Source organism: Enterobacter sp. BNK-29, from assembly GCF_048684785.1.
In the GTDB taxonomy this organism is placed as follows: domain Bacteria; phylum Pseudomonadota; class Gammaproteobacteria; order Enterobacterales; family Enterobacteriaceae; genus Enterobacter; species Enterobacter cloacae_M.
In genome coordinates this window covers 397073-420967 of the sequence record NZ_JBLQTU010000004.1, presented here as the reverse complement: position 1 = coordinate 420967, position 23895 = coordinate 397073, and the positions used below count along the sequence as shown (strand labels likewise).

At 56.7% G+C, this 23895-nt stretch carries 21 protein-coding genes; 7 read left to right on the top strand and 14 right to left on the bottom strand.

Annotated features, from left to right (window positions below; translation table 11 throughout):
• Positions 1 to 951 (bottom strand): branched-chain amino acid ABC transporter permease, encoded by a 951-nt coding sequence (locus tag ACMGGX_RS21615; protein ID WP_420298976.1) that lies wholly within the window; start codon positions 949 to 951, stop codon positions 1 to 3.
• A 170-nt stretch (positions 952 to 1121) separates the two neighbouring features.
• On the opposite strand from ACMGGX_RS21615, the gene ACMGGX_RS21610 reads away from it, so the two are divergent.
• The gene (locus ACMGGX_RS21610; protein WP_420298975.1) at positions 1122 to 2066 is read left to right on the top strand and encodes a LysR substrate-binding domain-containing protein; all 945 of its coding nucleotides are present in this window, start codon (positions 1122 to 1124) and stop codon (positions 2064 to 2066) included.
• Positions 2067 to 2121: 55 nt separating this feature from the next.
• Here the strand turns inward: ACMGGX_RS21610 and ACMGGX_RS21605 are convergent, their stop codons facing one another.
• Both ACMGGX_RS21605 and yddG read right to left on the bottom strand, forming a co-directional pair.
• Complete coding sequence (locus tag ACMGGX_RS21605) at positions 2122 to 3231, bottom strand: porin OmpC (RefSeq protein WP_033145646.1); 1110 nt, start codon at positions 3229 to 3231, stop codon at positions 2122 to 2124.
• Positions 3232 to 3861: 630 nt separating this feature from the next.
• Complete coding sequence (gene yddG, locus ACMGGX_RS21600) at positions 3862 to 4740, bottom strand: aromatic amino acid DMT transporter YddG (protein ID WP_420298974.1); 879 nt, start codon at positions 4738 to 4740, stop codon at positions 3862 to 3864.
• A gap of 221 nt (positions 4741 to 4961) precedes the next feature.
• Between yddG and fdnG the strand changes: the two genes are divergently transcribed.
• From fdnG to fdnI, 3 genes are read left to right on the top strand one after another with little or no spacing between them, the layout of a single operon-like run.
• Entirely contained in the window at positions 4962 to 8009 is a 3048-nt protein-coding gene (fdnG, locus tag ACMGGX_RS21595) for a formate dehydrogenase-N subunit alpha (protein WP_420298973.1), read from the top strand.
• Positions 8010 to 8020: 11 nt separating this feature from the next.
• Complete coding sequence (gene fdxH / locus ACMGGX_RS21590) at positions 8021 to 8905, top strand: formate dehydrogenase subunit beta (RefSeq protein ID WP_420298972.1); 885 nt, start codon at positions 8021 to 8023, stop codon at positions 8903 to 8905.
• The gene (gene fdnI / locus ACMGGX_RS21585; RefSeq protein ID WP_420298971.1) at positions 8898 to 9554 is read left to right on the top strand and encodes a formate dehydrogenase-N subunit gamma; all 657 of its coding nucleotides are present in this window, start codon (positions 8898 to 8900) and stop codon (positions 9552 to 9554) included. The genes fdxH and fdnI overlap by 8 nt, the downstream gene beginning before the upstream one ends.
• A 51-nt stretch (positions 9555 to 9605) precedes the next feature.
• On the opposite strand, the gene ACMGGX_RS21580 is transcribed toward fdnI, so the two are convergent.
• The 3 genes from ACMGGX_RS21580 to ppk2 form a co-directional block, all read right to left on the bottom strand.
• Entirely contained in the window at positions 9606 to 9929 is a 324-nt protein-coding gene (locus ACMGGX_RS21580) for a CcdB family protein (protein WP_045619889.1), read from the bottom strand.
• Entirely contained in the window at positions 9929 to 10117 is a 189-nt protein-coding gene (locus tag ACMGGX_RS21575; RefSeq protein ID WP_181595058.1) for a hypothetical protein, read from the bottom strand. Before ACMGGX_RS21575 ends, ACMGGX_RS21580 begins: the two co-directional genes overlap by 1 nt.
• Before the next feature lie 102 nt (positions 10118 to 10219).
• Positions 10220 to 11038: a polyphosphate kinase 2 gene (ppk2, locus tag ACMGGX_RS21570; RefSeq protein ID WP_348561201.1), complete on the bottom strand. Its 819-nt coding sequence runs from the start codon at positions 11036 to 11038 to the stop codon at positions 10220 to 10222.
• Positions 11039 to 11292: 254 nt separating this feature from the next.
• Between ppk2 and ACMGGX_RS21565 the strand changes: the two genes are divergently transcribed.
• The 3 genes from ACMGGX_RS21565 to araJ all read left to right on the top strand — a co-directional run bounded on the left by ACMGGX_RS21565 (position 11293) and on the right by araJ (position 13532).
• A complete protein-coding gene (locus ACMGGX_RS21565) occupies positions 11293 to 11661 on the top strand; it encodes a hypothetical protein (RefSeq protein WP_221702299.1) in 369 nt (122 codons plus the stop codon).
• Positions 11661 to 12167 carry a YbjP/YqhG family protein gene (locus ACMGGX_RS21560; RefSeq protein ID WP_420298970.1) on the top strand — a complete coding sequence of 169 codons (507 nt, stop codon included), beginning with the start codon at positions 11661 to 11663 and terminating at the stop codon, positions 12165 to 12167. Before ACMGGX_RS21565 ends, ACMGGX_RS21560 begins: the two co-directional genes overlap by 1 nt.
• Before the next feature lie 189 nt (positions 12168 to 12356).
• A complete protein-coding gene (gene araJ, locus ACMGGX_RS21555; RefSeq protein WP_348561200.1) occupies positions 12357 to 13532 on the top strand; it encodes an MFS transporter AraJ in 1176 nt (391 codons plus the stop codon).
• Between the two features lie 6 nt (positions 13533 to 13538).
• Here araJ and ACMGGX_RS21550 read toward each other — a convergent pair whose 3' ends face one another.
• The 8 genes from ACMGGX_RS21550 to ACMGGX_RS21515 form a co-directional block, all read right to left on the bottom strand.
• Positions 13539 to 14630, bottom strand: a complete 1092-nt coding sequence (locus ACMGGX_RS21550) for an alkylhydroperoxidase domain protein (protein WP_348561199.1) — start codon at positions 14628 to 14630, stop codon at positions 13539 to 13541.
• A gap of 11 nt (positions 14631 to 14641) precedes the next feature.
• Entirely contained in the window at positions 14642 to 15631 is a 990-nt protein-coding gene (locus tag ACMGGX_RS21545) for a putative FMN-dependent luciferase-like monooxygenase (RefSeq protein WP_420298969.1), read from the bottom strand.
• A complete protein-coding gene (locus tag ACMGGX_RS21540) occupies positions 15628 to 17235 on the bottom strand; it encodes a dipeptide ABC transporter ATP-binding protein (RefSeq protein WP_420298968.1) in 1608 nt (535 codons plus the stop codon). Before ACMGGX_RS21540 ends, ACMGGX_RS21545 begins: the two co-directional genes overlap by 4 nt.
• Positions 17235 to 18083: an ABC transporter permease gene (locus ACMGGX_RS21535; RefSeq protein ID WP_420298967.1), complete on the bottom strand. Its 849-nt coding sequence runs from the start codon at positions 18081 to 18083 to the stop codon at positions 17235 to 17237. The genes ACMGGX_RS21540 and ACMGGX_RS21535 overlap by 1 nt, the downstream gene beginning before the upstream one ends.
• Entirely contained in the window at positions 18080 to 19024 is a 945-nt protein-coding gene (locus ACMGGX_RS21530) for an ABC transporter permease (protein ID WP_024909556.1), read from the bottom strand. The genes ACMGGX_RS21535 and ACMGGX_RS21530 overlap by 4 nt, the downstream gene beginning before the upstream one ends.
• Positions 19025 to 19034: 10 nt before the next feature.
• Positions 19035 to 20654: a TIGR04028 family ABC transporter substrate-binding protein gene (locus ACMGGX_RS21525; protein ID WP_420298966.1), complete on the bottom strand. Its 1620-nt coding sequence runs from the start codon at positions 20652 to 20654 to the stop codon at positions 19035 to 19037.
• A gap of 149 nt (positions 20655 to 20803) precedes the next feature.
• On the bottom strand, positions 20804 to 21814 hold the full coding sequence (adhP, locus tag ACMGGX_RS21520) for an alcohol dehydrogenase AdhP (RefSeq protein WP_023311899.1): 1011 nt from the start codon (positions 21812 to 21814) through the stop codon (positions 20804 to 20806).
• 196 nt (positions 21815 to 22010) lie between these two features.
• Positions 22011 to 23723: an ABC-F family ATP-binding cassette domain-containing protein gene (locus tag ACMGGX_RS21515; protein ID WP_420298965.1), complete on the bottom strand. Its 1713-nt coding sequence runs from the start codon at positions 23721 to 23723 to the stop codon at positions 22011 to 22013.
• Between the last annotated feature and the right edge of the window lie 172 nt (positions 23724 to 23895).

Below are 23895 nucleotides of genomic sequence, written 5' to 3'. Positions count from 1 at the left end.
TCACGCCCTGTGCGCTACGCGCTCGCCCAGCAGGCCTGCCGGACGGAAGACCAGCACCAGAATCAGAACCATGAAGGCAAAGACGTCCTGATAGTTGCTGCCGAAGACGCCGTGGGTCAGTTCACCCAGGTAACCTGCGCCCAGCGCTTCGATAATGCCGAGCAGGATCCCGCCAATCATTGCGCCACGAATGTTCCCAATGCCCCCTAGCACGGCGGCGGTAAAGGCTTTTATTCCGGGCAAAAAGCCCATCGAGAAGCTGGCGTTGCCGTAGTTGCTGGCCATCATTACGCCTGCCAGCGCGGCGAACACGCCGCCAATGGCGAACGTCAGGGTAATAATGGCATTGGGGTTAACCCCCATCAGCGTGGCAACGCGCGGGTTTTCCGCCACGGCGCGCATGCCGCGGCCCAGGCGGGTGTATTCAACCAGCAGCCATAGCCCGGTCATCACCGCAAGCGCCAGCGCCACGGTAACAATGCCGGTGACGGTCACAATGGCGGGGGGATGTTGTTCACTTCCTGACGTCACGGCGATCGGTTCCATGGGCAGGATCTGCGGTAACATCAGCGGGTTGCGCGTCCAGATAATCATCGCCACGGTTTGCAGCAGGACCGAGACGCCGATACCCGAGATAAGCGGTGCCAGGCGCGGGGCGTTGCGCAGTCGACGATAGGCAAAGCGCTCCACGGCCATTGCCAGCAGTGCGCAAACGGCCATGGCAATCACCAGGGCAACGCCAAGCTGTAACAGCAGCGGCATGTGAGGGAAGGTGGCGTTCAGGGCGTTAATGGAGGAAAGGGTGGTGAGCGCACCGACCATCAGAATATCGCCGTGAGCAAAGTTAATAATGCGCAAGATGCCATACACCATGGTATAGCCCAGCGCGATCAGCGCGTAAATGCTGCCCAGCATCACACCGTTGATCAGTTGTTGTATGAGTGTATCCAACGTCTGTTCCCGCAAAGTCTTTTTTCTGCGGCTACCATCCGATAAATGAATTAAATTGTAAAATACACATATATTATTTCTTATGATAAACCGATATTGTTTTATCTTTATGATTTATATAAAGATAATGTAATCTCGCATTAAGGTGAAAAGCCTAAAGAAATCAACATATGAATAAAATAGAACAATCGTCAGGTTTGTCTGCGTATGCAGACAGCCGTCTGGCAAACGACCCGCCGCTTCGGGCCGTCCGGGCCTTTGAGGCCATCGCCCGGCTGGGCAGCGTCACGCTGGCCGCGCAGGAGCTGGATATCTCACCGTCGGCGGTCAGTCATCAGCTCAAGGTCCTCGAAGGTTATCTGCAAATGCCGCTGACGGAACGTCAGGGGCGCAGGCTGGTACTGAGCCAGCACGGACGTGAATATTACCGTTCGATCCGTGCGGCGTTTAACGTGCTGCGCCAGGCAACGGAGCATCTGGCCGGGCAGGCACAAACGCGTCAGGTCACCATCAGCCTGATCCCGCTTTTTGGCATGGGGTGGTTTATCCCGCGTCTGCCTGATTTTATGCGTGCCAACCCGCAGACCGAGATCAACGTTGTGTATGCCAACCATCGTAACTATCTGAGCGATGCGTCGGATATGTCGATTCGTTTTGGTAACGGCCAGTGGGCGGGCTATCAGAGCGAAAAGCTGATTTCCGGACAGATGGTGCCGGTGTGCAGCCGCGCGTTTTTGCGCATTCATGGGCATATCGATACGCCTGAGCAACTGCTGCAAATGCCGCTGCTGCATGATGAGGAGCGCACCAGCTGGCCGCAGTGGTTTCAGTTGCAGGGGGTAAAACGATCTCTGCGGCGCAGCGGCCCTCTGTTTGAAGACGGGCTGTTGACGCTGGCGGGCGTACAGGCTGGGCTGGGCTGCGCGCTGATGCGCGAGCCGCTGATCGCGCCTTATCTTGAGAGCGGCGAGCTGGTTAAGATATTTGACTTACCCATTGACGACGGCCGCGACTATTATCTCTGCACGCGTGCCGATTCAGAGATGACCGAGGACGGTAAGCTGCTGCAAAACTGGCTGCGTCGGGCGGCGAGCGGGGAGCCGTCAGCCGGGTAAAAGTGACGGATAAAAAAAAGCCAGCTTATTCAGCTGGCTTTTGTACAGACAAGATTTAGAACTGGTAGGTCAGACCCAGCGCAACGATGTTGTCGGTACCGATGCCTGCCTGGCGAGTGAACTGGTTGTCGTCGAGCAGGTTGATTTTGTAATCCACGTAGGTGGACATGTTTTTGTTAAAATAGTAGGTCGTGCCAACATCGATGTATTTAACCAGATCCTGGTCGCCGAAGTTCTCGATGTCTTTACCTTTAGACTGCAGGTAAGCAATGGATGGGCGCAGGCCAAAGTCGAACTGATACTGAGCCACAACTTCGAAGTTTTGCGCCTTGTTTGCAAAACCGTAGATGTCGCTGCGATTACCGTTAGAGGTACCGAAGCGGGTTGCGTTATAGGTCTGAGAGTACTGTGCAGCAAGGTAAATGTTGTTTGCGTCGTATTTCACACCACCGCTGTACACTTCAGCGCGGTCGCCTTCACCGTATACGCCAGCCGCATTCTGGTCAGCGGTACGACGTGAAGAGGACATTGCGCCACCCACGCTGAAGCCTTCACCCAGATCGTAAGTCAGGGACGCGCCGTAGCCGTCGCCGTTCTGGTTCAGCAGGCTGCGACCGCTGGTGTTTTCACCGCTTACGCTGCCGTTTTTGCCCTGATACTGCAGAGCAAAGTTCAGGCCGTCAACCAGACCAAAGAAGTCCTGGTTACGGTAGGTCGCAACGCCGTTTGCACGAGACTGCAGGAAGTTGTCGGCACCGTAGGTGTCTCCGCCGAATTCTGGCAGGACGTCGGTCCAGGAGGTCACGTCGTAAATTACGCCGTAGTTACGACCGTAATCAAAGGAGCCTGCTTCAGCAAACTTCAGACCTGCAAACGCCACACGGGTCCAGGACTGGTTGTCGCCTTCGTCTTTGTTACCCTGAATCTGATATTCCCACTGGCCGTAGCCGGACAGCTGGTCGTTAACCTGGGTTTCGCCCTTGAAGCCGATACGCATGTAGGTTTTATCGCCATCTGCGCCAGCGTCATCAGAGAAATAGTGCAGACCTGTTACTTTACCGTACAGATCCAGCTTGTTACCGTCTTTGTTGTAAATTTCGGCAGCGTTAACAACGCCTGCTGCCAGCATGGAAGTGACTGCCACTGCAACTAATTTAAGTTTCATCTTAAATGTTCCTTATAATTTTTTTTGAGTATTTCCTGAACCACTGTGAACGATTTCTAAACGAGGCTGCTCGTCAATGGCATGCTATTTTTAAAAATCTCGTAGTCTTATTTCAATAATAAGTTTCAAAATATTAGAGATAATTTCAATTAGTGTGATCTCGATCGTGCCAAAAGGCGATTATTCAAACAATGCGATCGAATTTCATACGATTAATAATTATGTGTTCTGCGGGACTATTGCTATCGCTATAATTTCTGTGTGTTTTAGTCTATTACGTTAGATTTCGGTATTATCGATGCTTTGAGGGGGGTGTTATTACTGTTTTGACTTAATAACAGTATGTTAGGGGTAAATCACAACGTATATTGCGAATATTGCCATGAACACGTCAGAAATGAATTATTGCACTCAATGCTATCCATGACGTTAATATTCGCAGTTAATTAATTCCATAGTGTTGTCAGTTTGTGTCAATTATCTTTTCTGCCGTTTACAGAAGGCGGTGAATATAAACCGAATTTAAACGGAAATGCGATAATTATGATAAATATTCTGAGGAGCGATCACACTTTAAATTAATGTTAATTATGTTGCCGGGCTGAAATTCGCCCGGCCGTTAGAGAAGCATTATTTTCTTGTTGCGTACCAGCAGAGCAACGACCCGGCGCAGACCATCAGCGCGCCCTGCCAGAACGAGAATGAGAGGGGCGAACTCAGCACTGCGGCGGCAAGCGCGGCGGAGAGGACAGGGGTAAAATAGGATACGGCGGCAAGTACCGTGACGTTACCGTGAAGGATGCCAATATTCCATGCGGCGTAACCAAACCCAAGCGCTATACCGCACATGACGAGTTTCACGACCACCGGAATCGTGAACACCATCTCGGGCTGATCGCTCAGGAAATATTTCACCCACAGGCTCAGCGCGGTCAGCAAAACAAACAGCGTAATGCCGTTTTGTCCTTTCGCAAATTTGCTGGTGACCGTGCAGTAGGCGGCCCAGATAAATGCCCCGGCAAACGCCAGCGCGTAGCTCAGCGGGCTGGAAACGATATTGCGGGTTATTTCATCAAGATGTAAACCCTGTTCACCGCCCAATACCCAGCAAACGCCCAACAATGAGACGGCTAAGCCGAGGATCACCCACAGGGTCGATTTCTGCCCGTTGAATAAGATGGCAAACACAATGGTCAGGCTTGGCCAAAGGTAATTGACCATGCCCACTTCAATCGCCTGCGATCGCGTTGCGGCATAGCCCAGCGACAGCGCCAGGCATATTTCGTAGCTGACAAATAAAATGCTGCCGGCAATAAGATAGCGGGGTGAAAACCGCCTGATATCAGGAAATCCTACCGTCACCAGACACAGTAATCCGCTCAGCGTGTAGATCATCGCCGCGCCGCCTACCGGCCCCAGTCCCTCACTCACGCTGCGAATAAGGCCGACCATGGTGCTCCATAGCAGTATTGCCGCCAGCCCAATAAGCGTTGCTCTTTTTCTGTCCATTACTTCGCCATTGCAATAAAAATCAAAGGAAAAATGTATCGCATTCATCCTGACGCTGTCGCCAATTATTCTCTTAAACCGTTAATCAAAAAGGAGTATTTAAAGGTTCCGGTGGTGACTATTAAGGGGGTGAAGGCAGATGACCTTGATTTGACGCAAATAAAACAGGGGCTTTGCTGTTAGTTTGCGGCGCGAAGTCTCATACGAAAACGAGGACAACAATGGACGTCAGCCGCAGACAATTTTTTAAAATCTGCGCGGGCGGTATGGCCGGAACAACGGCAGCCATGCTGGGATTTACTCCCAAAATGGCGCTGGCTCAGGCACGCAACTATAAGCTGCTGCGCGCGAAAGAGATCCGTAACACCTGCACATACTGCTCCGTAGGTTGTGGGCTTTTAATGTATAGCCTGGGCGATGGCGCGAAGAACGCCAGAGAAGCGATTTACCATATTGAAGGGGATCCGGATCATCCGGTAAGCCGTGGGGCGCTTTGCCCGAAAGGGGCGGGGCTGCTGGACTATGTACACAGCGAAAACCGCCTGCGCTACCCGGAATATCGCGCGCCGGGTTCCGACAAGTGGCAGCGTATCTCCTGGGATGAGGCCTTCTCCCGTATTGCCAAATTAATGAAAGCCGACCGCGACGCCAACTTTATTGAAAAGAACGCCCAGGGCGTAACGGTTAACCGCTGGCTTTCCACCGGGATGCTGTGCGCCTCTGCGGCGAGTAATGAAACCGGCACGCTGACGCAAAAATTTGTGCGCTCTCTCGGCATGCTGGCGGTAGACAACCAGGCGCGCGTCTGACACGGACCAACGGTAGCAAGTCTTGCTCCAACATTTGGTCGCGGTGCGATGACCAACCACTGGGTTGATATCAAAAACGCTAACGTCGTGGTGGTGATGGGCGGTAACGCTGCTGAAGCCCATCCGGTGGGGTTCCGCTGGGCGATGGAAGCGAAAAACAACAACGATGCGACGCTTATCGTCGTCGATCCGCGCTTTACGCGTACGGCATCGGTGGCCGATATCTATGCACCAATCCGTTCCGGCACGGACATTACGTTCCTGTCCGGCGTGCTGCTGTACCTGATCGAAAACAACAAAATTAACGTGGAATACGTTAAGCACTACACCAACGCAAACCTGCTGGTGCGGGATGATTTTGCCTTCGATGACGGGCTGTTTAGCGGCTATGACGCCGAAAAGCGCCAGTACGATAAAACGTCCTGGAACTATCAGTTCGATGAAAACGGCTACGCGCTGCGTGATGAAACCCTGACGCACCCGCGCTGCGTGTGGAACCTGCTGAAGCAGCACGTTTCCCGCTATACGCCGGACGTGGTGGAAAACATCTGCGGCACGCCGAAAGCGGACTTCCTGAAGGTGTGTGAAGTGCTGGCCTCCACCAGTGCCGCCGACAGAACCACGACGTTCCTCTACGCGCTGGGCTGGACGCAGCATACCGTGGGCGCGCAGAACATCCGCACCATGGCGATGATCCAGCTGCTGCTCGGCAACATGGGGATGGCGGGCGGCGGCGTGAACGCGCTGCGCGGTCACTCAAATATTCAGGGGCTCACCGACCTTGGTCTGCTCTCGACCAGCCTGCCGGGCTACCTGACGCTGCCGTCTGAAAAGCAGGCCGATCTGCAAACGTATCTTGAGGCCAATACGCCGAAAGCGACGCTGCCGGACCAGGTGAACTACTGGAGCAACTATCCGAAGTTCTACGTCAGCCTGATGAAATCCTTCTACGGCGATGCGGCGCAGAAGGAGAACGACTGGGGCTTTGAGTGGCTGCCGAAGTGGGACCAGGCGTACGACGTCATCAAGTATTTCAACATGATGGATAAGGGTAGCGTCACGGGGTATATCTGCCAGGGCTTTAACCCGGTGGCCTCCTTCCCGGACAAAAACAAAGTCGTTCGCAGCCTGAGCAAGCTGAAGTACATGGTGGTTATCGATCCGCTGGTGACCGAAACGTCCACCTTCTGGCAGAACCACGGGGAATCGAATGATGTCGATCCGGCGTCGATTCAGACCGAAGTGTTCCGCCTGCCGTCTACCTGCTTTGCAGAAGAAGACGGTTCCATCGCAAACTCCGGCCGCTGGCTGCAGTGGCACTGGAAAGGTCAGGATGCGCCGGGCGAAGCGCGTAATGACGGTGAGATCCTCGCCGGGATTTACCACCGCCTGCGCGAGATGTACCGCACCGAAGGCGGCAAAGGCGCTGAGCCGCTGCTGAAAATGGGCTGGCACTACAAGCAGCCGGACCATCCTGAGTCTGAAGAGGTCGCAAAAGAGAACAACGGCGTGGCGCTGGCGGATCTCTATGACGCTAGCGGCAACCTGGTGGCGAAGAAAGGCCAGCTGCTGAACAGCTTCGCGCTGCTGCGCGACGACGGCACGACGGCGTCGTCCTGCTGGATCTACACCGGCAGCTGGACGGAGCAGGGCAACCAGATGGCCAACCGCGACAACGCCGATCCGTCCGGGCTGGGCAATACGCTGGGCTGGGCATGGGCGTGGCCGCTGAACCGTCGCGTGCTGTACAACCGTGCGTCTGCTGACGTAAACGGCAGGCCGTGGGATCCGAAACGCATGCTGATCCAGTGGAACGGGGCGAAATGGACGGGGAACGATATCCCGGACTACAACACCGCCGCGCCGGGCAGCAACACCGGGCCGTTCATCATGCAGCCGGAAGGGCTGGGACGCCTGTTTGCCCTCAACAAGCTGGCAGAAGGGCCGTTCCCGGAACACTACGAGCCGATGGAAACGCCGCTGGGCACCAACCCGCTGCATCCAAACGTCATCTCCAGCCCGGTCGTGCGTATCTACGAAGAGGACGTCCTGCGCCTCGGCAAAAAGGACAAGTTCCCGTACGTAGGAACAACCTACCGCCTGACCGAGCATTTCCATACCTGGACCAAGCACGCGCGGCTTAACGCCATCGCGCAGCCGGAACAGTTTGTGGAGATCAGCGAGACGCTGGCGAAGGCGAAAGGCATCGCCAACGGCGACCGCGTGAAGGTGAGCAGCAAGCGTGGCTTTATTCGCGCGGTGGCGGTGGTGACCCGTCGTCTTCAAAGCCTGAACGTGCACGGACAGCAGGTGGAAACCGTCGGGATCCCGCTGCACTGGGGCTTTGAGGGCGTGGCGCAGAAAGGCTACATCGCCAACACCCTGACGCCAAACGTCGGCGATTCCAACTCGCAAACGCCGGAGTACAAGGCGTTTCTGGTCAACATCGAGAAAGCGTAAGGAGCGATTAAATGGCGATGGAAACACAAGACGTTATCAAACGCTCCGCGACCAACCCGATGACCCCCGCGCCCCGCGCGCGGGACTACAAGGCAGAGGTCGCTAAGCTTATCGACGTCTCCTCCTGCGTGGGCTGCAAGGCCTGCCAGGTGGCGTGCTCGGAGTGGAACGATATCCGCGACGAGGTGGGGCACTGCGTGGGGGTCTACGACAATCCGGCGGATCTGAGCGCCAAATCCTGGACGGTAATGCGCTTTAGCGAAACCGAGCAGAACGGCAGGCTGGAGTGGCTGATTCGCAAAGACGGCTGCATGCACTGTGAAGATCCGGGCTGCCTGAAGGCGTGCCCGTCTGGCGGCGCGATTATCCAGTACGCCAACGGGATCGTTGACTTCCAGCAGGACAACTGCATCGGCTGCGGGTACTGCATCGCGGGCTGTCCGTTTAATATCCCGCGCCTCAATAAAGAGGATAATCGGGTATATAAATGCACCCTGTGCGTGGACCGCGTCAGCGTCGGGCAGGAGCCTGCCTGTGTGAAAACCTGTCCGACAGGGGCGATCCACTTCGGCACCAAAAAAGAGATGCTGGACGTGGCGCAGGCGCGAGTGGACAAGCTGAAAGCGCGCGGCTACGAGAATGCGGGCATTTATAACCCGCAGGGCGTGGGCGGTACGCACGTGATGTATGTGCTGCACCATAACGACCAGCCTGAGCTGTACCACAACCTGCCGAAGGATCCGGCGATCGATACCTCCATCAACCTGTGGAAAGGTGCGCTTAAGCCGCTTTCGGCGGCGGGCTTTATCGCCACCTTTGCCGGGCTGATTTATCACTACATCGGGATCGGGCCGAACAAAGAGGTGGATGACGACGAGGAGGAACACCATGAGTAAGTCGAAAATGATTGTGCGCACAAAGTTTATCGACCGCGCCTGTCACTGGACGGTGGTGATCTGCTTCTTCCTGGTGGCTGTGTCGGGGATATCGTTCTTCTTCCCGACGTTGCAGTGGCTGACCGAAACCTTCGGCACGCCGCAGATGGGGCGCATTCTGCATCCGTTCTTTGGCGTGCTGATTTTTGTGGTGCTGATGTTTATGTTCGTGCGCTTTGTCCATTACAACATCCCGGACAGGCAGGATATCCCGTGGGTGAAAGGGATCGTCGAAGTCCTGAAGGGCAACGAGCATAAGGTCGCGAAGGTGGGGAAATACAACGCCGGACAGAAGATGATGTTCTGGACCATCATGAGTATGATTTTTGTGCTGCTGGTGACCGGCGTGATTATCTGGCGTCCGTATTTTGCGCACTACTTCCCGATTCAGGTGATTCGCTACGCACTGCTGATCCACGCCACGTCGGCCATCATTCTTATCCACGCCATCCTGATCCATATGTATATGGCGTTCTGGGTAAAAGGATCGATTAAAGGGATGATTGAAGGGAAGGTGAGCCGCCGCTGGGCGCAGAAACACCACCCGCGCTGGTATCGTGATGTGGAGCGACTGGAAGCGAAACAGGAAAGCACGGAAGGAATTAAGTAAGACCTGAGCCGTCGGCTTTGCCCGGCGGCGCTGCGCTTGCGCGGGCCTACGTTATGTATTGGTCACTAACGCATCTATCGCCGCGATAACAGTACTTCTCGCGCTGCGAAGATTACATACATAATCTTTATTATTTAGTTTCTGTTTCTCCACGTGTGTTATGCCAGCGGTGTTGAGGAAATATCGTTCGAAATCAATATTCACTAAAGGCATCGCGGCATTGATATGTCCACGTAGATAGCTATGGTAGCTTAATGGAATAATCAGTCTTGTTGATAAATCATCATAATAGTCATGTTGAATTATCATAAAATAAGGCTGGTAGTCCCGTGTTCTTTCTGAAGGGTTACGGTAAACGTCAAACTGAAAGCACATTAAATCCCTCCAAAGAAAGGATCGTCTGATAATAATCCCGCTTTAGCCGTAAATTCATTCATGGCTCTTATCAATTCTTTATCTTGCTGATGCTCTCGTCTTCGCGCCTCTGGTGTAGGGGCCTCGCGGGAGACTCCACTCGCCATGCTCTCCCTTTTGCCATAGTCTTTGTTTCGGTTTGGCTTCATTTTTAGCTCCTTTTTTGGTGCGGTCATTATCAACCGCAGCCAACAAAAAACAATACCGTATCCCCTGGTAATCTACATTCTGCGAGGCGTATTCCAGTAATTTCAGAACCGCTCTTCCACATACCGGAACGGATATTTTGTGGGTTTGACTTTACCAATTTTACGTTTCGGTAAATCCACCTTTTCGACGTGAATTTCTTTATAGGGAATTTGGGTGAGCAGGTGCGAAATAATATTCAGGCGCACGCGTTTTTTATCTTCTGAACGTGCGACAAACCACGGCGCCCATGCTGTATCTGTCGCTTCAAACATGGCGTCGCGCGCGAGAGTATACTCGTCCCACAGGTTAAAGGACTTAATATCCATCGGCGATAGCTTCCAGATTTTACGACCATCGTTAATACGGTCGCGCAGGCGGCGCTCCTGCTCTTTAGGCGTGACCTCCAGCCAGTACTTCAGCAGGATAATCCCGGCATCCACCATCGCTTTTTCCATCACCGGCGCACCATCAAGAAACTTCTCAACCTGCTCGGGGGTGCAGAATCCCATTACCCGCTCGACGCCCGCGCGGTTGTACCAGCTTCGGTCGAATATGACGATCTCACCGGCGGCAGGCAGATGGGGAACATAACGTTGAAAATAGAGCTGGGTTTTCTCTTTCTCGGTGGGTGCAGGGAGGGCAACAACGCGAAACACGCGAGGGCTGACGCGCTCGGTGATCGCTTTAATGGTGCCGCCTTTACCGGCACCGTCGCGTCCTTCAAAAACAATACACACTTTTAGCCCTTTGGCGACGACCCACTGCTGGAGCTTAACCAGTTCAACGTGGAGGCGACGTAGCTCTTTTTCATACTCTTTGGTCTTTAACGGTGCATTCTTTACGACATCAACAACGACACTGGTTTTCTTTTTGTTTCCCATGATGGTCATCCTCAGATTGTCCGGCGCGGAAAAAAGCGAGGCCGCACTATGAAGTGTAATCCACCTGATATTATGCGTAATTTTTTTAGGTAATTAATTTCACAACACTTTTTTTAAGCAGATACTGAGGTATTCGCGAAGGTGTTTAGCACCCATTCCCCTATGTAGATGCAATAAAATCAGCACTTTTAAACCCACACGCAATATGTGGTTAGAGTAATAATTTCATTTTTATTTACTTAAAGGAACTAAGAATGAGTTGGAATAAAGAAGCTGCGGTTTCGTATCTCCGTTCACACGCTCTGGGGCACTCTCATAGTGAATGTGCTAAGTTTACCCGCCTGGCCATTCTGGCTGGAGGCGTTAAGGTGCCGAACACAGATTATGCAAAAGATTATGGGGTGCAGTTATTACGTGCTGGGTTCAGTGAACTGCCGCCCGGTTCTACTTTAATTTCTGGCGATGTGGCTGTGATACAGCCGTATCCTGGCGGAAATGGCATAGGTCACATGACTATGTATGACGGTACACAGTGGATTTCTGACTTTGTTCAAAAAAGCATGTATCCGGGGCCTGGATACCGCAAAATGCAACCATCCTTTAAAATTTACAGGATGCACTGATGAAAAGGATATTTTTATCATTCGTTATGCTGCTGGTGGGATGTAGTTCGGCTGTCAGTCAAGATCAGAGTGCGCAAGACGCTACCGAATCATTTTATAAATCCTATCTTTCCGCATTCGGCAGCGATGAAGCCAGACCTTATCCTGCCGACGCACTGCGTAAATATGTTTCTGCTGATACTATTGCTCGCATTAGCACCATTCAGGAAATCTCTGAACAAGAGTTAATCGAATCTGATTATTTTACGTATACCCAGGATTACTCTCGCGAATGGATACCTGCGTTGCGAGTGGGGAACGCAAGACCATTTTTAAACGGTGAAGTAGTCCAGGTCATTGAGGGGGCAGGTGACGGGAGAAGCATACATCTTGAAGTATTTCTTCGTCGTGAAGGTGATGCATGGAAAATCTACCGCGTTCGTGACATAACGAACAATCACGAGCACCCAATTTTCAATGCTGGCGCTATTACACGCGCTAAATCAGCGGCAGAAAGCGAACTGTAAAAGCTAAACCTTAAACCCTTTGAAGCCCTGACACCAGTCGGGGCTTTTTGTTTGCCATTCCCGCCTCGTAGCAATGGGAGAAAACTCCTGAATTAATGGATTAACCTGCCAGCCGGCGGATTTGAGCTGGCTCACCATACAAGATTATTCAATAATGTCCGTCGCGTGTGATTAACCAGTGGTTGAAGTATGAAAAAGACAATTTTTTCGTTGGCGCTTGGCACATTTGGCCTGGGAATGGCCGAATTTGGCATTATGGGCGTGTTAACCGAGCTGGCACATGACACCGGTATTTCGATTCCCTCCGCCGGGAATATGATCTCGTTTTATGCGTTCGGCGTGGTGATTGGCGCCCCGATTGTGGCGCTGTTCTCAGGCAAGTTTTCGTTAAAGACCACGCTGCTGTTTCTGGTGGCGATGTCCGCTGTCGGCAATGCCCTGTTCACGTTTTCCACGTCCTATTTCTGGCTGGCGGTGGGGCGGCTGATCTCCGGCTTTCCGCACGGGGCTATTTTTGGCGTCGGGGCGATTATCCTGTCTAAAATTGCGCCACCGGGTAGGGTGACCGTCGCGGTGGCAGGGATGATCGCCGGCATGACCGTGGCCAACCTGGTGGGCGTTCCGCTGGGGACCTGGCTCGGGCACCAGTTCAGCTGGCGTTATACCTTTTTTCTGATTGCCGTGTTCGATGCGCTGGTGATCCTCTCGGTGCTGCTCTGGGTGCCGGACATCCGCGACACTTCAGAAATCAAATTGACCGAGCAGTTCCACTTTCTGAAAAAACCAGAACCCTGGCTGATTTTTGCCGCCACCATGTTTGGCAACGCCGGGGTGTTCGCATGGTTCAGCTTCGTTAAGCCGTTTATGGTCAACGTTTCCGGTTATTCAGAAGGGATGATGACGGCCATCATGATGCTGATGGGGCTTGGCATGGTGTTGGGCAATCTGCTGAGCGGTAAGCTCTCGGGGCGTTTTAGCCCGCTGCGCATTGCGGCCACCACCGACATGGTGATTGTCGCCTCGCTGCTGCTGCTTTTCGCCTTTGGTGAACTGAAAACGGCCTCGCTGGTCATGGGCTTTATCTGCTGCGCCGGGCTGTTCGCGCTCTCTGCGCCGCTACAAATTCTGCTTCTGCAAAATGCGAAGGGCGGTGAGATGCTGGGGGCGGCAGGGGGACAGATGGCGTTTAATCTCGGCAGTGCGATTGGCGCGTACTTTGGCGGAATGATGATTGTCCTCGGCTTTAGCTGGCGTTACGTCACGCTGCCGGCGGCAATACTCTCTTTCTCGGCCATGAGCGCACTGCTGATCTACGGTCACCTGCGGGCCAGACGGGCTCAGGCTAACGCTCGCGCGCTAGCCTGACAGATTTCAGGCAAGCCAGGGCTCACCCAGGGTCAGCATCAGGCGGTTGGCCCAGGCGAAGAACGCGGCGGACTGCACCAGATCAAGCTGCGCTAAGGTATCCAGCCCCTCTTTTTCCAGCGCGGCAAGATGCAGCGGCGTGGCGGCAGGCGGCGTGACCGACAGCGCCGCCGCAAAATCGATTTCCGCCTGCCAGCGTGCGGATTGCCCCTCGCTCAGGGACCGCCCCGGCCTCACGGCCAGCAGGGCTTCTACCGCCGCGTCATCCTTTGACAGCTGGCTGGCTTTACGCGCATGGACAGATGCGCAGTAAATGCAGCCGTTGATTTTACTGGCGACCGTTGCGGCCAGCTCGCGCTCGGCGCGCGGCAATCCTCCCGATGTATAAAAAATCCCTTTATCCGTTAACGTGCGCTGTTCAAGCACCGGCAGGTTGCGCGCCAGCAGGCGGAAGTAGTCGGAATCGGTATGGCCAAATTTCGTCAGGATGGCTACCTCATCGTCACGGAAATCCGCCAGCGGTTTGGCCGCTATCCACGGTTCCCATCCCAGCTCCTGCTGGGTAAACGCGACGGGGGCCGCCTTCCCGGTGACCGTTGTTGCGGTCGTGTGCCAGACGCCTGCCGCCACCGGCGCATCGCTTTTGGCGACGGGCCTGTCGTTCAGCAGCCGCAGCCCGGTGATGAGTCGGCTCTGGAAGCTTACAAACGCAATAAGCTGCGCCAGGGTAACAATGCCTTCCTTGCTCCATCCCGCCTGGGTCAGCGCTTTTAACGCTGCGGGCGTCGCTTCGACGGGGGAGAACGTCAGCAGGCGCGCGAAGTTCAGCGCCGGGGTCAGGCGTTCTGAGGTGGGATCGGCCAGGCCAAACCCCGCATAGTGCGCGGCCAGCGCCTCCGCGCTGTGCCACCTGGCGACTTTTGCCGCCACGGCGAAGCGCTCGTCCAGTGCAAAATCAGCATCCTGCTGGCTAAACAGGATTTCGTAGCTGCCCTGCGCGTGGCGCGTGGCGGCATCACGCGTGGCGCGCGCCTCTGCCAGAGGGGAACCGGGTTTAATTTCCGCCAGCTCGGCGAGAATGTCCTGACTTAACGACATAGGTGTTCTCCTCAAAGGATGTGGGGGGCAATACGTTCGGCGATCAGTTCGATGGACCGCAGTGTGTCGCGATGCGTGGGTTCGACCGAATGGACCTGGAATGAGATATCCGTGGCGCGCCTGAGAATGGAGTCAGCATTTAGAGAATTCAGCACCGTATCGGGCGAACCAACATGGGCGTCAAACTGGCGGCGATAATCGGTGACGTTGTCACCTTTAACTACGTGCCCGGCAGCGCGATGCTGCTGGGCCTGTTTCGTAAGGCCCGGCGTCGCGACCCTGAGCGCATAGTCGTCGCTGTCGGCGACGAACGCCGTACGGGAGGCCAGAATGCGCGGTGTGATGCCCTCAGGCAGCGCATCGAGGTAGGCATCCACAATCGGGTTCTGGATCTCGTCGAGCGTTAAATCCAGCCGATCTGCCGGGCGCGGCTGCGTGCGGGAGAGCATTAAACCGTGTCCGGCCCGGGCGGCGCGAACGGCTCCGTCCACAGAGAAGGTGGCAATCCAGATACGGTCGGCAAGCTGTGGCGCCGGCGGGTAAAGGTGGTTATCCGGATGGGTCAGCGAATCCCCGCGCCAGGCGCTCTGGATCACATGCAAATGGTCAGCAAAGGCCGCGCCGCGCTCCTCAAACGTCAGGCCGAACGGCAGAAATGAGGTCGGTGTGCCGCCCGAACCAAAACCGACCTCAAGACGACCATCGGCGAGTAAATCGAGCACGGCGGCATCTTCCGCGACGCGCAGCGGGTTTTCCATCGGCAGGGTGATGATAGCCGTGCCCAGTCGGATGGTTTCGGTATGCGCGGCGACGTGCGCCAGAAACAGCAGCGGCGACGGCAGGCCGCCTTCACTTTCGTGGAAGTGGTGCTGGGCAATCCAGGCGCTGTCAAAACCGTGGCGTTCGGCGTGGCGGATCTGTTCAGTTGCCAGACGATAGCGCTCCTTCGGCGTAGCGTCGTCAAGCAGGCGGGTGAAAAATCCCAGGCGTTTTCGCGTCATGCGAACTCCTCCGTAGCGGGTGAAAAATGGGGAATGGCGTCAATCAACTCGCGGGTATAGTCGTTCTGCGGAGACGCGAATAAGGTTCCGACGTCGCCCTGTTCGACCACCTGACCGCCGCGCAGCACCGTGACGCTGTGGGCGATCCGGCGGACGGTAGACAGATCGTGCGTGATAAAGAGGTAGGTCAATCCCAGCTGCTGCTGCAGCTGCTGAAGCAGAGCCAGGATCTGCGCCTGCACGGTGACGTCCAGCGCGGAGGTGGCTTCGTCCAGCACCAGAATGGTCGGCTCCAGGATCAGCGCCCGGGCGATGGCAACGCGCTGCCGCTGTCCGCCTGATAGCTCACGGGCGGTGCGGGTCAGGAGTTCGACGGGCAGGGCAACCCGCTGCGCCACGGTCTCCACCCGGACCTTTCGCTGCGCCTTACCGAGGCGAGAAAAGTTCTTCAGGGGCTCTTCGATGATGTCAAACAGCGTCTGACGCGGGTCGAGAGAGGCAAACGGGTTCTGGTAGACAAACTGGATCTTCTGGCGCAGCTGACGGCGTGCCTCGCGGCTGAGCTCGGTGGCATCAATATCATCAATGACGACCTGTCCGCTGTCGGCCTGTTCAAAACCCAGCAAAATACGGGCGAGGGTGGTTTTCCCGGAGCCGGATTCACCGACCAGCGCATGCGTGCTGCCGCGCCTGACGTCAAACGTTACCCGATCCAGCGCCTGAAGCTGATGACCTTTGCCCAGGGAGAATTGCTTGCTGATGGCGCGGGCGCGAATGGCCGGGGACGCGAGCGGCCGACCGGCCACCGGGGCGATGGTCAGGCGCTGTCCCTGGAGATCGCTCAACAGCTGGCAGGTGTAGGCGTGCTGCGGCGTGCGGACGATATCGGCGGTGTTGCCCTGTTCCTGAACCTCGCCATCGCGAAACACCAGCAGCCTGTCCGCGCGCTGTGCGGCCAGCGCCAGATCGTGGGTGACAAACAGAACGGCGGTACCCGATTCCCGGCGCAGGATATCCAGCAGATCGAGAATGCGTTTTTGCACCGTCACATCCAGCGCGCTGGTGGGCTCATCGGCAACGATCACGTCCGGACGCAGGGCAATGGCGATGGCAATCAGCACGCGCTGTTTCATCCCGCCGGAGAGCTGATGGGGATACTGCGTCATGCGCTGTTCGGGGTGGCTCAGGCCGACCTTTGTCAGCAGGGCGAGCACCTGCTCGTCGCGCTCGGCGCGGGTCACCTTGTGGTGTAGATGAATAATTTCTCCGACCTGTGCACCGATGGTCTTCACCGGGTTGAGCGAATTACCCGGATCCTGCGGTACCAGGCTAATTCGCGCCCCGCGAAGGGTATCGAGACGCTTAGCGGACCATCGGCTAATCTCCTCGCCGTTGAGCGATATTTTTCCCGCATCGCGCCGGGCGTTATCGGCCAGCAGGCCAATGATTGCCTGCGCCGTGGTCGTCTTGCCGGATCCGGATTCGCCGACGAACGCCAGCATTTCCCCCCGTCCGAGCGTGAAGCTGACGTTATGCACCACCTCTCGCCACTGGCGCGCGGTACGGTAGCTAATCGACAAATTTTCTACTGAGAGCACGGTCATTAGCGACCTCCGCTGAACTGTTGGCTGATACGGTTGGTGGCCAGCACCACGGCGATGACGACCACGCCGGGGAAGGTGGTGAGCCACCAGGCGGTAGAGAGATAGTTACGGCCTTCGGCAATCAGTAAGCCCCATTCCGGCACGGGCGGCGGGGTGCCGTAGCCGAGAAAGCTCAGCGTGGAGAGCGCCAGGATGGCCTGACCAAACTGCAGCGTGGCAAAGGCGAGTACGGCGGTTAACGCGTTGGGCAGGATGTGTCGCCACAGCACGGCGAAAAACGTCCCGCCGCTGCCGAACGCCGCCTCGACGTAATCCGTGTGGCGGATGCGCACCACTTCACCGCGCGCGAGGCGGGCGAAGCTGGCAATGGAGGCAACGCCGACGGCAATCGCGGCGTTAACGGTGCCAAACCCGAGCAGAATAATCACCGTCAGCGAGAGCAGCAGAGACGGGATGGACAGCAGCACGTCGACGAAGCGCATCAGCAGAGACTCGACGCGTCCGGCGAACGCCCCGGCAACCACCCCTAAACCGGTGCCAACCACCAGACCCATCGCCACGGCGGCCAGCGCCGCGCTCAGGGAGTGGGAGGCGCCATAAACGATACGCGTATAAACATCCCGGCCAAGCTGATCGGTCCCGAGCCAGTGACCGGCCTGCGGTGCCAGGCGCTGTGCCCCGGCGATGCCTTCAATCGGGCTGAAGTGGGTTAACAGGCCGGGCGCCACGGCGGCAAAAGCGGCGAGAATAATCACCGCCCACGCCAGCCATAGCCCCGGCTGCCATTCCACGCCCTGCCACGCTGGAACGCGTTTTCGCGCGGCGGCCGCGTAATCGACCAGACTCATGATGCACCTCCGGTAACGGTTTGCAGACGGGGATCCAGCAGCGGCATCAGCAGATCCACCAGCAGATTGATCAGGACAAAACCGAGGGCGGAAATCATGACCACCGCCTGAAGTACGGCGATATCCTGATTATTCACCGCCTGCTGGGTCAGCTGCCCGAGCCCGCTGCGGCCAAAAACGGTTTCGGTGATCAGCGCCCCGGCAATCAGCTCGCCCAACAGCAGCCCGGCAATGTTCAGGACCGGCAGCAGGGCGTTGCCGGTAACGTGGCGCCACAGGACGGCGGTTTCACTCAGCCCTTTGGCCCGGGCGACGGCGACAAACGGCTGCGTCGCCACCTGGTCCAGGCTGCGCATCAGAATTTGCGCCAGCGGGGCGGAGATCGGGATCGCGACGGTCACGATCGGCAGGATCAGCCCCTGCAGCGGCGTCGGGTTAATCACCGGGATCAGCCGCAGCTGAAAAGAAAAAAGCTGGATGAGGGCAATCCCCAGCCAGAACGTTGGTAAGGAGATAAACAGGACCGGCAGAGACTGAAGGGTATTGCTCAGCCAGCGCAGACCCGGCAGACGGGATGCAAAGGCCAGCGCAAAGGCCAGCAGGACCGCGAGCACAAACGCGGGCAGGGCGAGGCTCAGGGTATCCGGCAGATTGCTGGCAATCAGCTCGCTGACCGGCACGCCGGCCTGTAGCGAATAGCCGAAATCCCCGCGCAGCATCGCCAGCAGCGTGTGGCCGTATTGTTGCCACAGCGGGCTGTCCGCGCCGTAGGCCACGCGCATCTCCTCGATTTGCGCCGGGCTTAAGCCCAGGTCCGGGTTCTGAAATTTAATCAGCACCGCGTCGCCCGGCAGCACCTGGAGCAACACGAACGAGAGGGTAAAGGCGGCCCAAAGTACCAGCAGCCCGTGCCCAAAGCGTTGAAGAAGTGCGTGGCGCATCGTCAGCTCCTCAGTGTTTCTCAATCCACGCGCCGTAGAACGACGGGCGGCCTACCGCTTCAAAATTGACGCCTTTCAGCCACGGTGCGCCGGCAAAGACCTGCGGCTCCTCGAAAATCGGAATGACGTAGGCGTTATCCAGCAGGTAGCGCTGGGCGTCCCCCGCCAGCTGCAGGCGTTTTTGCGGATCGACCTCAGCGGAGATGTTCACCAGCAGTTCATTCAGCTTGTCGTCACGGAAGTTTTTGACCTTGTCGCTGGATCCGCCTTTTTGCAGCAGCGCGTCGCGGTTAGCCGGGTAGAACATGCTTTTCACCACGTCCGGATCGGCGCGGCCTACTTCGGAGACGGTTAACGGGGTTTTCAGCGGGTCAAGGTTATCCAGCGTGCGGCTGCCTGCGTCTCCGGCTTTGACGCTCAGCGCCACGCCCACCTGTCGCCATTGCTGGGCAACCAGCTGCAGTACCTCTTTGTTTTGCGGCTGCGGCAGGGATTCATACACCGTCAGCGCCAGACGTTGGCCGTCTTTGGCGCGGATCCCGTCGCCGCCTGCTTTCCAGCCCGCCTCGTCCAGCAGCTGGTTGGCTTTTGCCGGGTCAAAGGTCAATTTGTCGCTGAGATCGACAAAGCCTGCGGCGGAACCGGCAATCACGGACTTCGCCTGCGGATAGTTGGCCGAGAAGAGGGTCTCGACTACCTGTTTTGCATTGGTGGCATGCAGCAGCGCCTGGCGAACGCGAACGTCGGCGACCAGAGGGTTATCCGGGCGGAAGCTGATGCTGTCGTTCACCCCGCGGGTCGGGGCGGCGTAGATCTTATAGCCCTGGTCTGTCGCCTGCTTTTCGTCATACGCCTGCACCTGGCGAATAAAGTCGGCCTGACCCGCCAGCAGGGCGCCGACACGCACGCTGTCTTCCTGGGTCACGATAAACTTGATGCCGTCGAGATTAGCGGGCCCCTGCTGCGCCAGGTTTTTCGGTCCCCACTGGTAGTCTTTGCGGGCTTCGAGCGTCACTTCACGTCCCAGCTTCTCGTCCTTCACCACAAACGGGCCGGAACCGATGATGTGGCGGGCATCTCCCAGCTCTTCGAAGTTGCGCTTTAGCGTGCTGAGCGAGACCAGACCCGAGCCAATGGTGGCGGTGCCCTGCAGGAACCCCGGCGACGGTTTTTTGAAGTAGAACTTCACGGTCAGCGGGTCGATGACTTCGCTGCGATCGTAGTTATTGATCACTTCTGACACCGGCAGGCGCTGCGCCTTATTGCCTGAACCGTAGGTATCAAAGTTTTTCGCCACGGCGTTGGCGTCCAGCGGCGTGCCGTCGGAGAAGGTGATGCCGGGACGAAGCTTAAAGGTGTATTCGGTTTTATCGGCGTTGGTGGTCCAGCTTTCTGCCACCCAGGGTTCGACCTGCAGCGTCTTTGGGTTCTGCCACGTCAGTTTGTCGGTGATTTGATTCAGAATGCCGCCGTTCGGGTAAAAGCCACCGGCAGGCGGATAGAGGTTGGTGTGCGCCTGTTGCTCCAGATAAATCAGCGTGCCGCCTTTGACGGGCGCATCTGCTGCCCAGGCTGCGGTTGTCGCCAGAATCAGCGCCGTCAGCAGCGGCAGACGAAATGGGGTTTGCATGGTGAATTCCTTTGTTATCTTCTTGTTAGCGTCGGATTCATCATCGGGCGCGGGGGAAAACAAGGGAACAAAGGAATTAAGATAAGGATTGCCGGAAAATGGCTATAAAAAAACCGCCCCAGCGAGGAGCGGTAATGAAAAATGAACGATTATGAACGTAGGTCGATCACCATACGGCCGCGGATCTGGCCCTGTTCCATCTCTTTAAAGATGGCGTTGATGTCCTCGATTGGACGCATCGTGACTTTCGGCACCACCTTACCTTCAGCGGCGAACTGGAAAGCTTCCTGCAGATCCTGACGGGTGCCGACCAGGGAACCTACCACCTGGATGCCGTCCAGCACCAGACGCGGAATGTCGAGGCTCATCGCTTCCGGCGGCAGGCCAACCGCGACCACGCGGCCACCGGCACGCACGGCGTCAACGGCTGAGTTAAAGGCCGCTTTTGCGACGGCAGTAACGACTGCGGCATGCGCGCCGCCGGTTTTCTCCTGCACAATTTTCGCGGCGTCTTCGCTGCGGGAGTTGATGGTTAAATCCGCACCCATGCTGGCCGCCAGCTTCAGCTGTTCGTCGTTAACGTCGAGAGCGATTACCTTGGCGTTAAAGACGTTTTTGGCGTACTGCAGCGCAAGGTTGCCCAGACCGCCCAGACCATAGATTGCGATCCACTGGCCCGGTTTAATACCCGACACCTTCACCGCTTTGTAGGTGGTGACGCCAGCGCAGGTGATGCTGCTGGCCGCAGCGGATTCCAGACCGTCCGGCACTTTTACGGCGTAGTCAGCGGTGACGATGCACTCTTCCGCCATGCCGCCGTCAACGGAGTAACCGGCGTTTTTCACGTCGCGGCACAGGGTTTCGTTGCCGGTATTACAGTATTCGCAGTGGCCGCAGCCTTCGAAAAACCAGGCCACGCTTGCGCGATCGCCGACTTTCAGCGACTTCACGCCGGGGCCGACTTCTTTTACGATACCAATCCCTTCGTGGCCCAGGATAACCCCGGTTTTATCGCCAAAATCACCGTTCTTCACGTGGAGGTCGGTATGGCATACGCCGCAGCATTCCATCTTCAGCAGGGCTTCCCCGTGCTTTAGCGGGCGTAAGGTTTTTTCAGTGACATTAACCTGATGATCCTGAGTGACAACAGCAGCCTTCATGTGTATCTCCTTGTTCATGATGAGTATCTGCATAGCAGGTGTAATACCCCTCAAGGATTAGTGGTTTGGCGCTGTAATGCAAGGCAACGGCAACATAATGTCATTATTTAATCCATTTTCAGAATAAGAATACGGCGTTCCTCTAATAATTTAGGGGGAAAATACTGGCCCGACGAGAGACTCGCCGGGCGCAGACTTACAGCTGTGCCTCTATCTCCTCTATCTCTTTACGCCATTGCGCCTGCAGATGCGGCTTTTGATGCTTCGGCTTACGCGCCAGATCGTCTTCCAGCAGCGTTTCCAGCGCGACCAGCCGTTCGAGCAGATCGTCATACGGCGAGGGTTGAACCGTCGCAGCGTCGATGACGGGCGCGGTGGATGTCGCCAGCCCCGCGCTTTCACGCAGGCGCTCAAACACCGCTTCTGCATCGTGCCACTCGCTCAGCTTTCCCTCTTCAATCAGCCAGAAACGGTTGCAGCTTTGGCTAATTAACTGACGATCATGGCTGACCAGCAGCACGCCGCCTTCAAACTGCTGAAGGGTTTGCGCCAGCGCCTCTTTGCCTTCCATGTCGAGGTGGTTGGTCGGCTCATCCAGCATCAGCAGGCTATAGCGGGCAAGCGTCAGGCCAACGAACAGCAGGCGCGAGCGTTCGCCTCCGCTGAGCGTGCTGACCGTTTGCCCGTGACGCGCCCACGGGAAACCCGCGCTTATCAGCGCCATTTTGCGGTTCTGCGGATCCGGTGCGAAAGGCTCCAGCGCGTCGAGCAGCGTGGCGTTGTCCGCAAGCTGGTGAAGCGTCTGGTCGTAATAGCCTGGCGACACGCGCGGATGGATTTTCAACCCGCTTTCTGCGGACTCATCGGCAAACTGTTGCCAGATAAGCCTCATCAGCGACGATTTGCCGCAGCCGTTACGACCGACAATCGCCACGCGATCGCCGCTTTTTAGCCGCGCCATTTCGATTTTGAACAAGGCCGGCAGGCCTGGCGCAGGAGGCACATCGAGGTTTTCCATCTCCAGCAGACGGTCGGCCCGCAGCGCGTCGCCGCGCAGGGTTAACGTCCACTGGCTGCCTGCCGTGAGCGCCGTCTGGCTCTCCTTCAGCCGTTCGACCTGTTTTTCCATCTGTTTTGCTTTGCGGGCCAGGTCTTCGTTGTCGTAAACCTTGCCCCAGGTCGCCAGCCGCTTCGCGCTGGCGGTCACGCGGTCGATCTCCTTTTGCTCCGCCTTGTGGCGCTGCGCGTCGCTTTCATCCTTTGCTTCAAGCGCCTTGCGGGCGGCCGTGCAGGGAAGGGCGAAGTAGTGCAGCGTTTTATCGCGCAGGATCCAGCTGCCGTTAGTGACGGCATCCAGCAGCTGTCGGTCATGGGAGACCAGCACGAAGCTGCCTGACCAGTTCTGCAGAAAGTGTTCTAGCCAGAGCATGGTCGGCAAATCAAGGTGGTTGCTGGGTTCATCGAGCAGGAGCAGATCCGGCTCATGAATCAGCGCCCGCGCCAGCAGCAGGCGCGTGTGCTGTCCGCCGCTCAGCGTGGCGGATTGCAGCATCATATCCTGCGGCGTGAAGCCCATGCTCGCCAGCAGCGTTTCGGCTTTCCAGCGCAGGCTATCGCGCTCGGCAAAAGGCAGCTGTGCGAGTACGGCATCCAGCATGGTCAGCGGGAAAATGGCGTCCGGGAGATGTTGCTCAACGCGCGCCATCAGGCAGTGCCCGGCCAGCGCGACCGTACCGACAGCGGGGGAGTCAGTGCCGTCCAGCACCTTCAGCAGCGTGCTTTTGCCGCAGCCGTTGTCGCCCAGCAGGCCAATGCGGTCGCCTTTTTTCAGCGTAAAGGAGAGTGAGTCGAAGAGCGTGCCAAACGCCGTATCAACGCGTAAAGATTGTGCAGTGAGTAAAGTGCTCATTGTTGCTTACCCAAGAGTTACAGGCATGTTTATGCCTCGTCAAACATCGCTGACGATAACTCAGTAAGCCCGAGAGAAGGGATTTCAGGGGTTGGTGTCTTCGCTCAAGCAGAAGTTATCGCAGCACGATACCGATAACGCTTGAGCTGGTGCGATCACCAAATGTATGTGA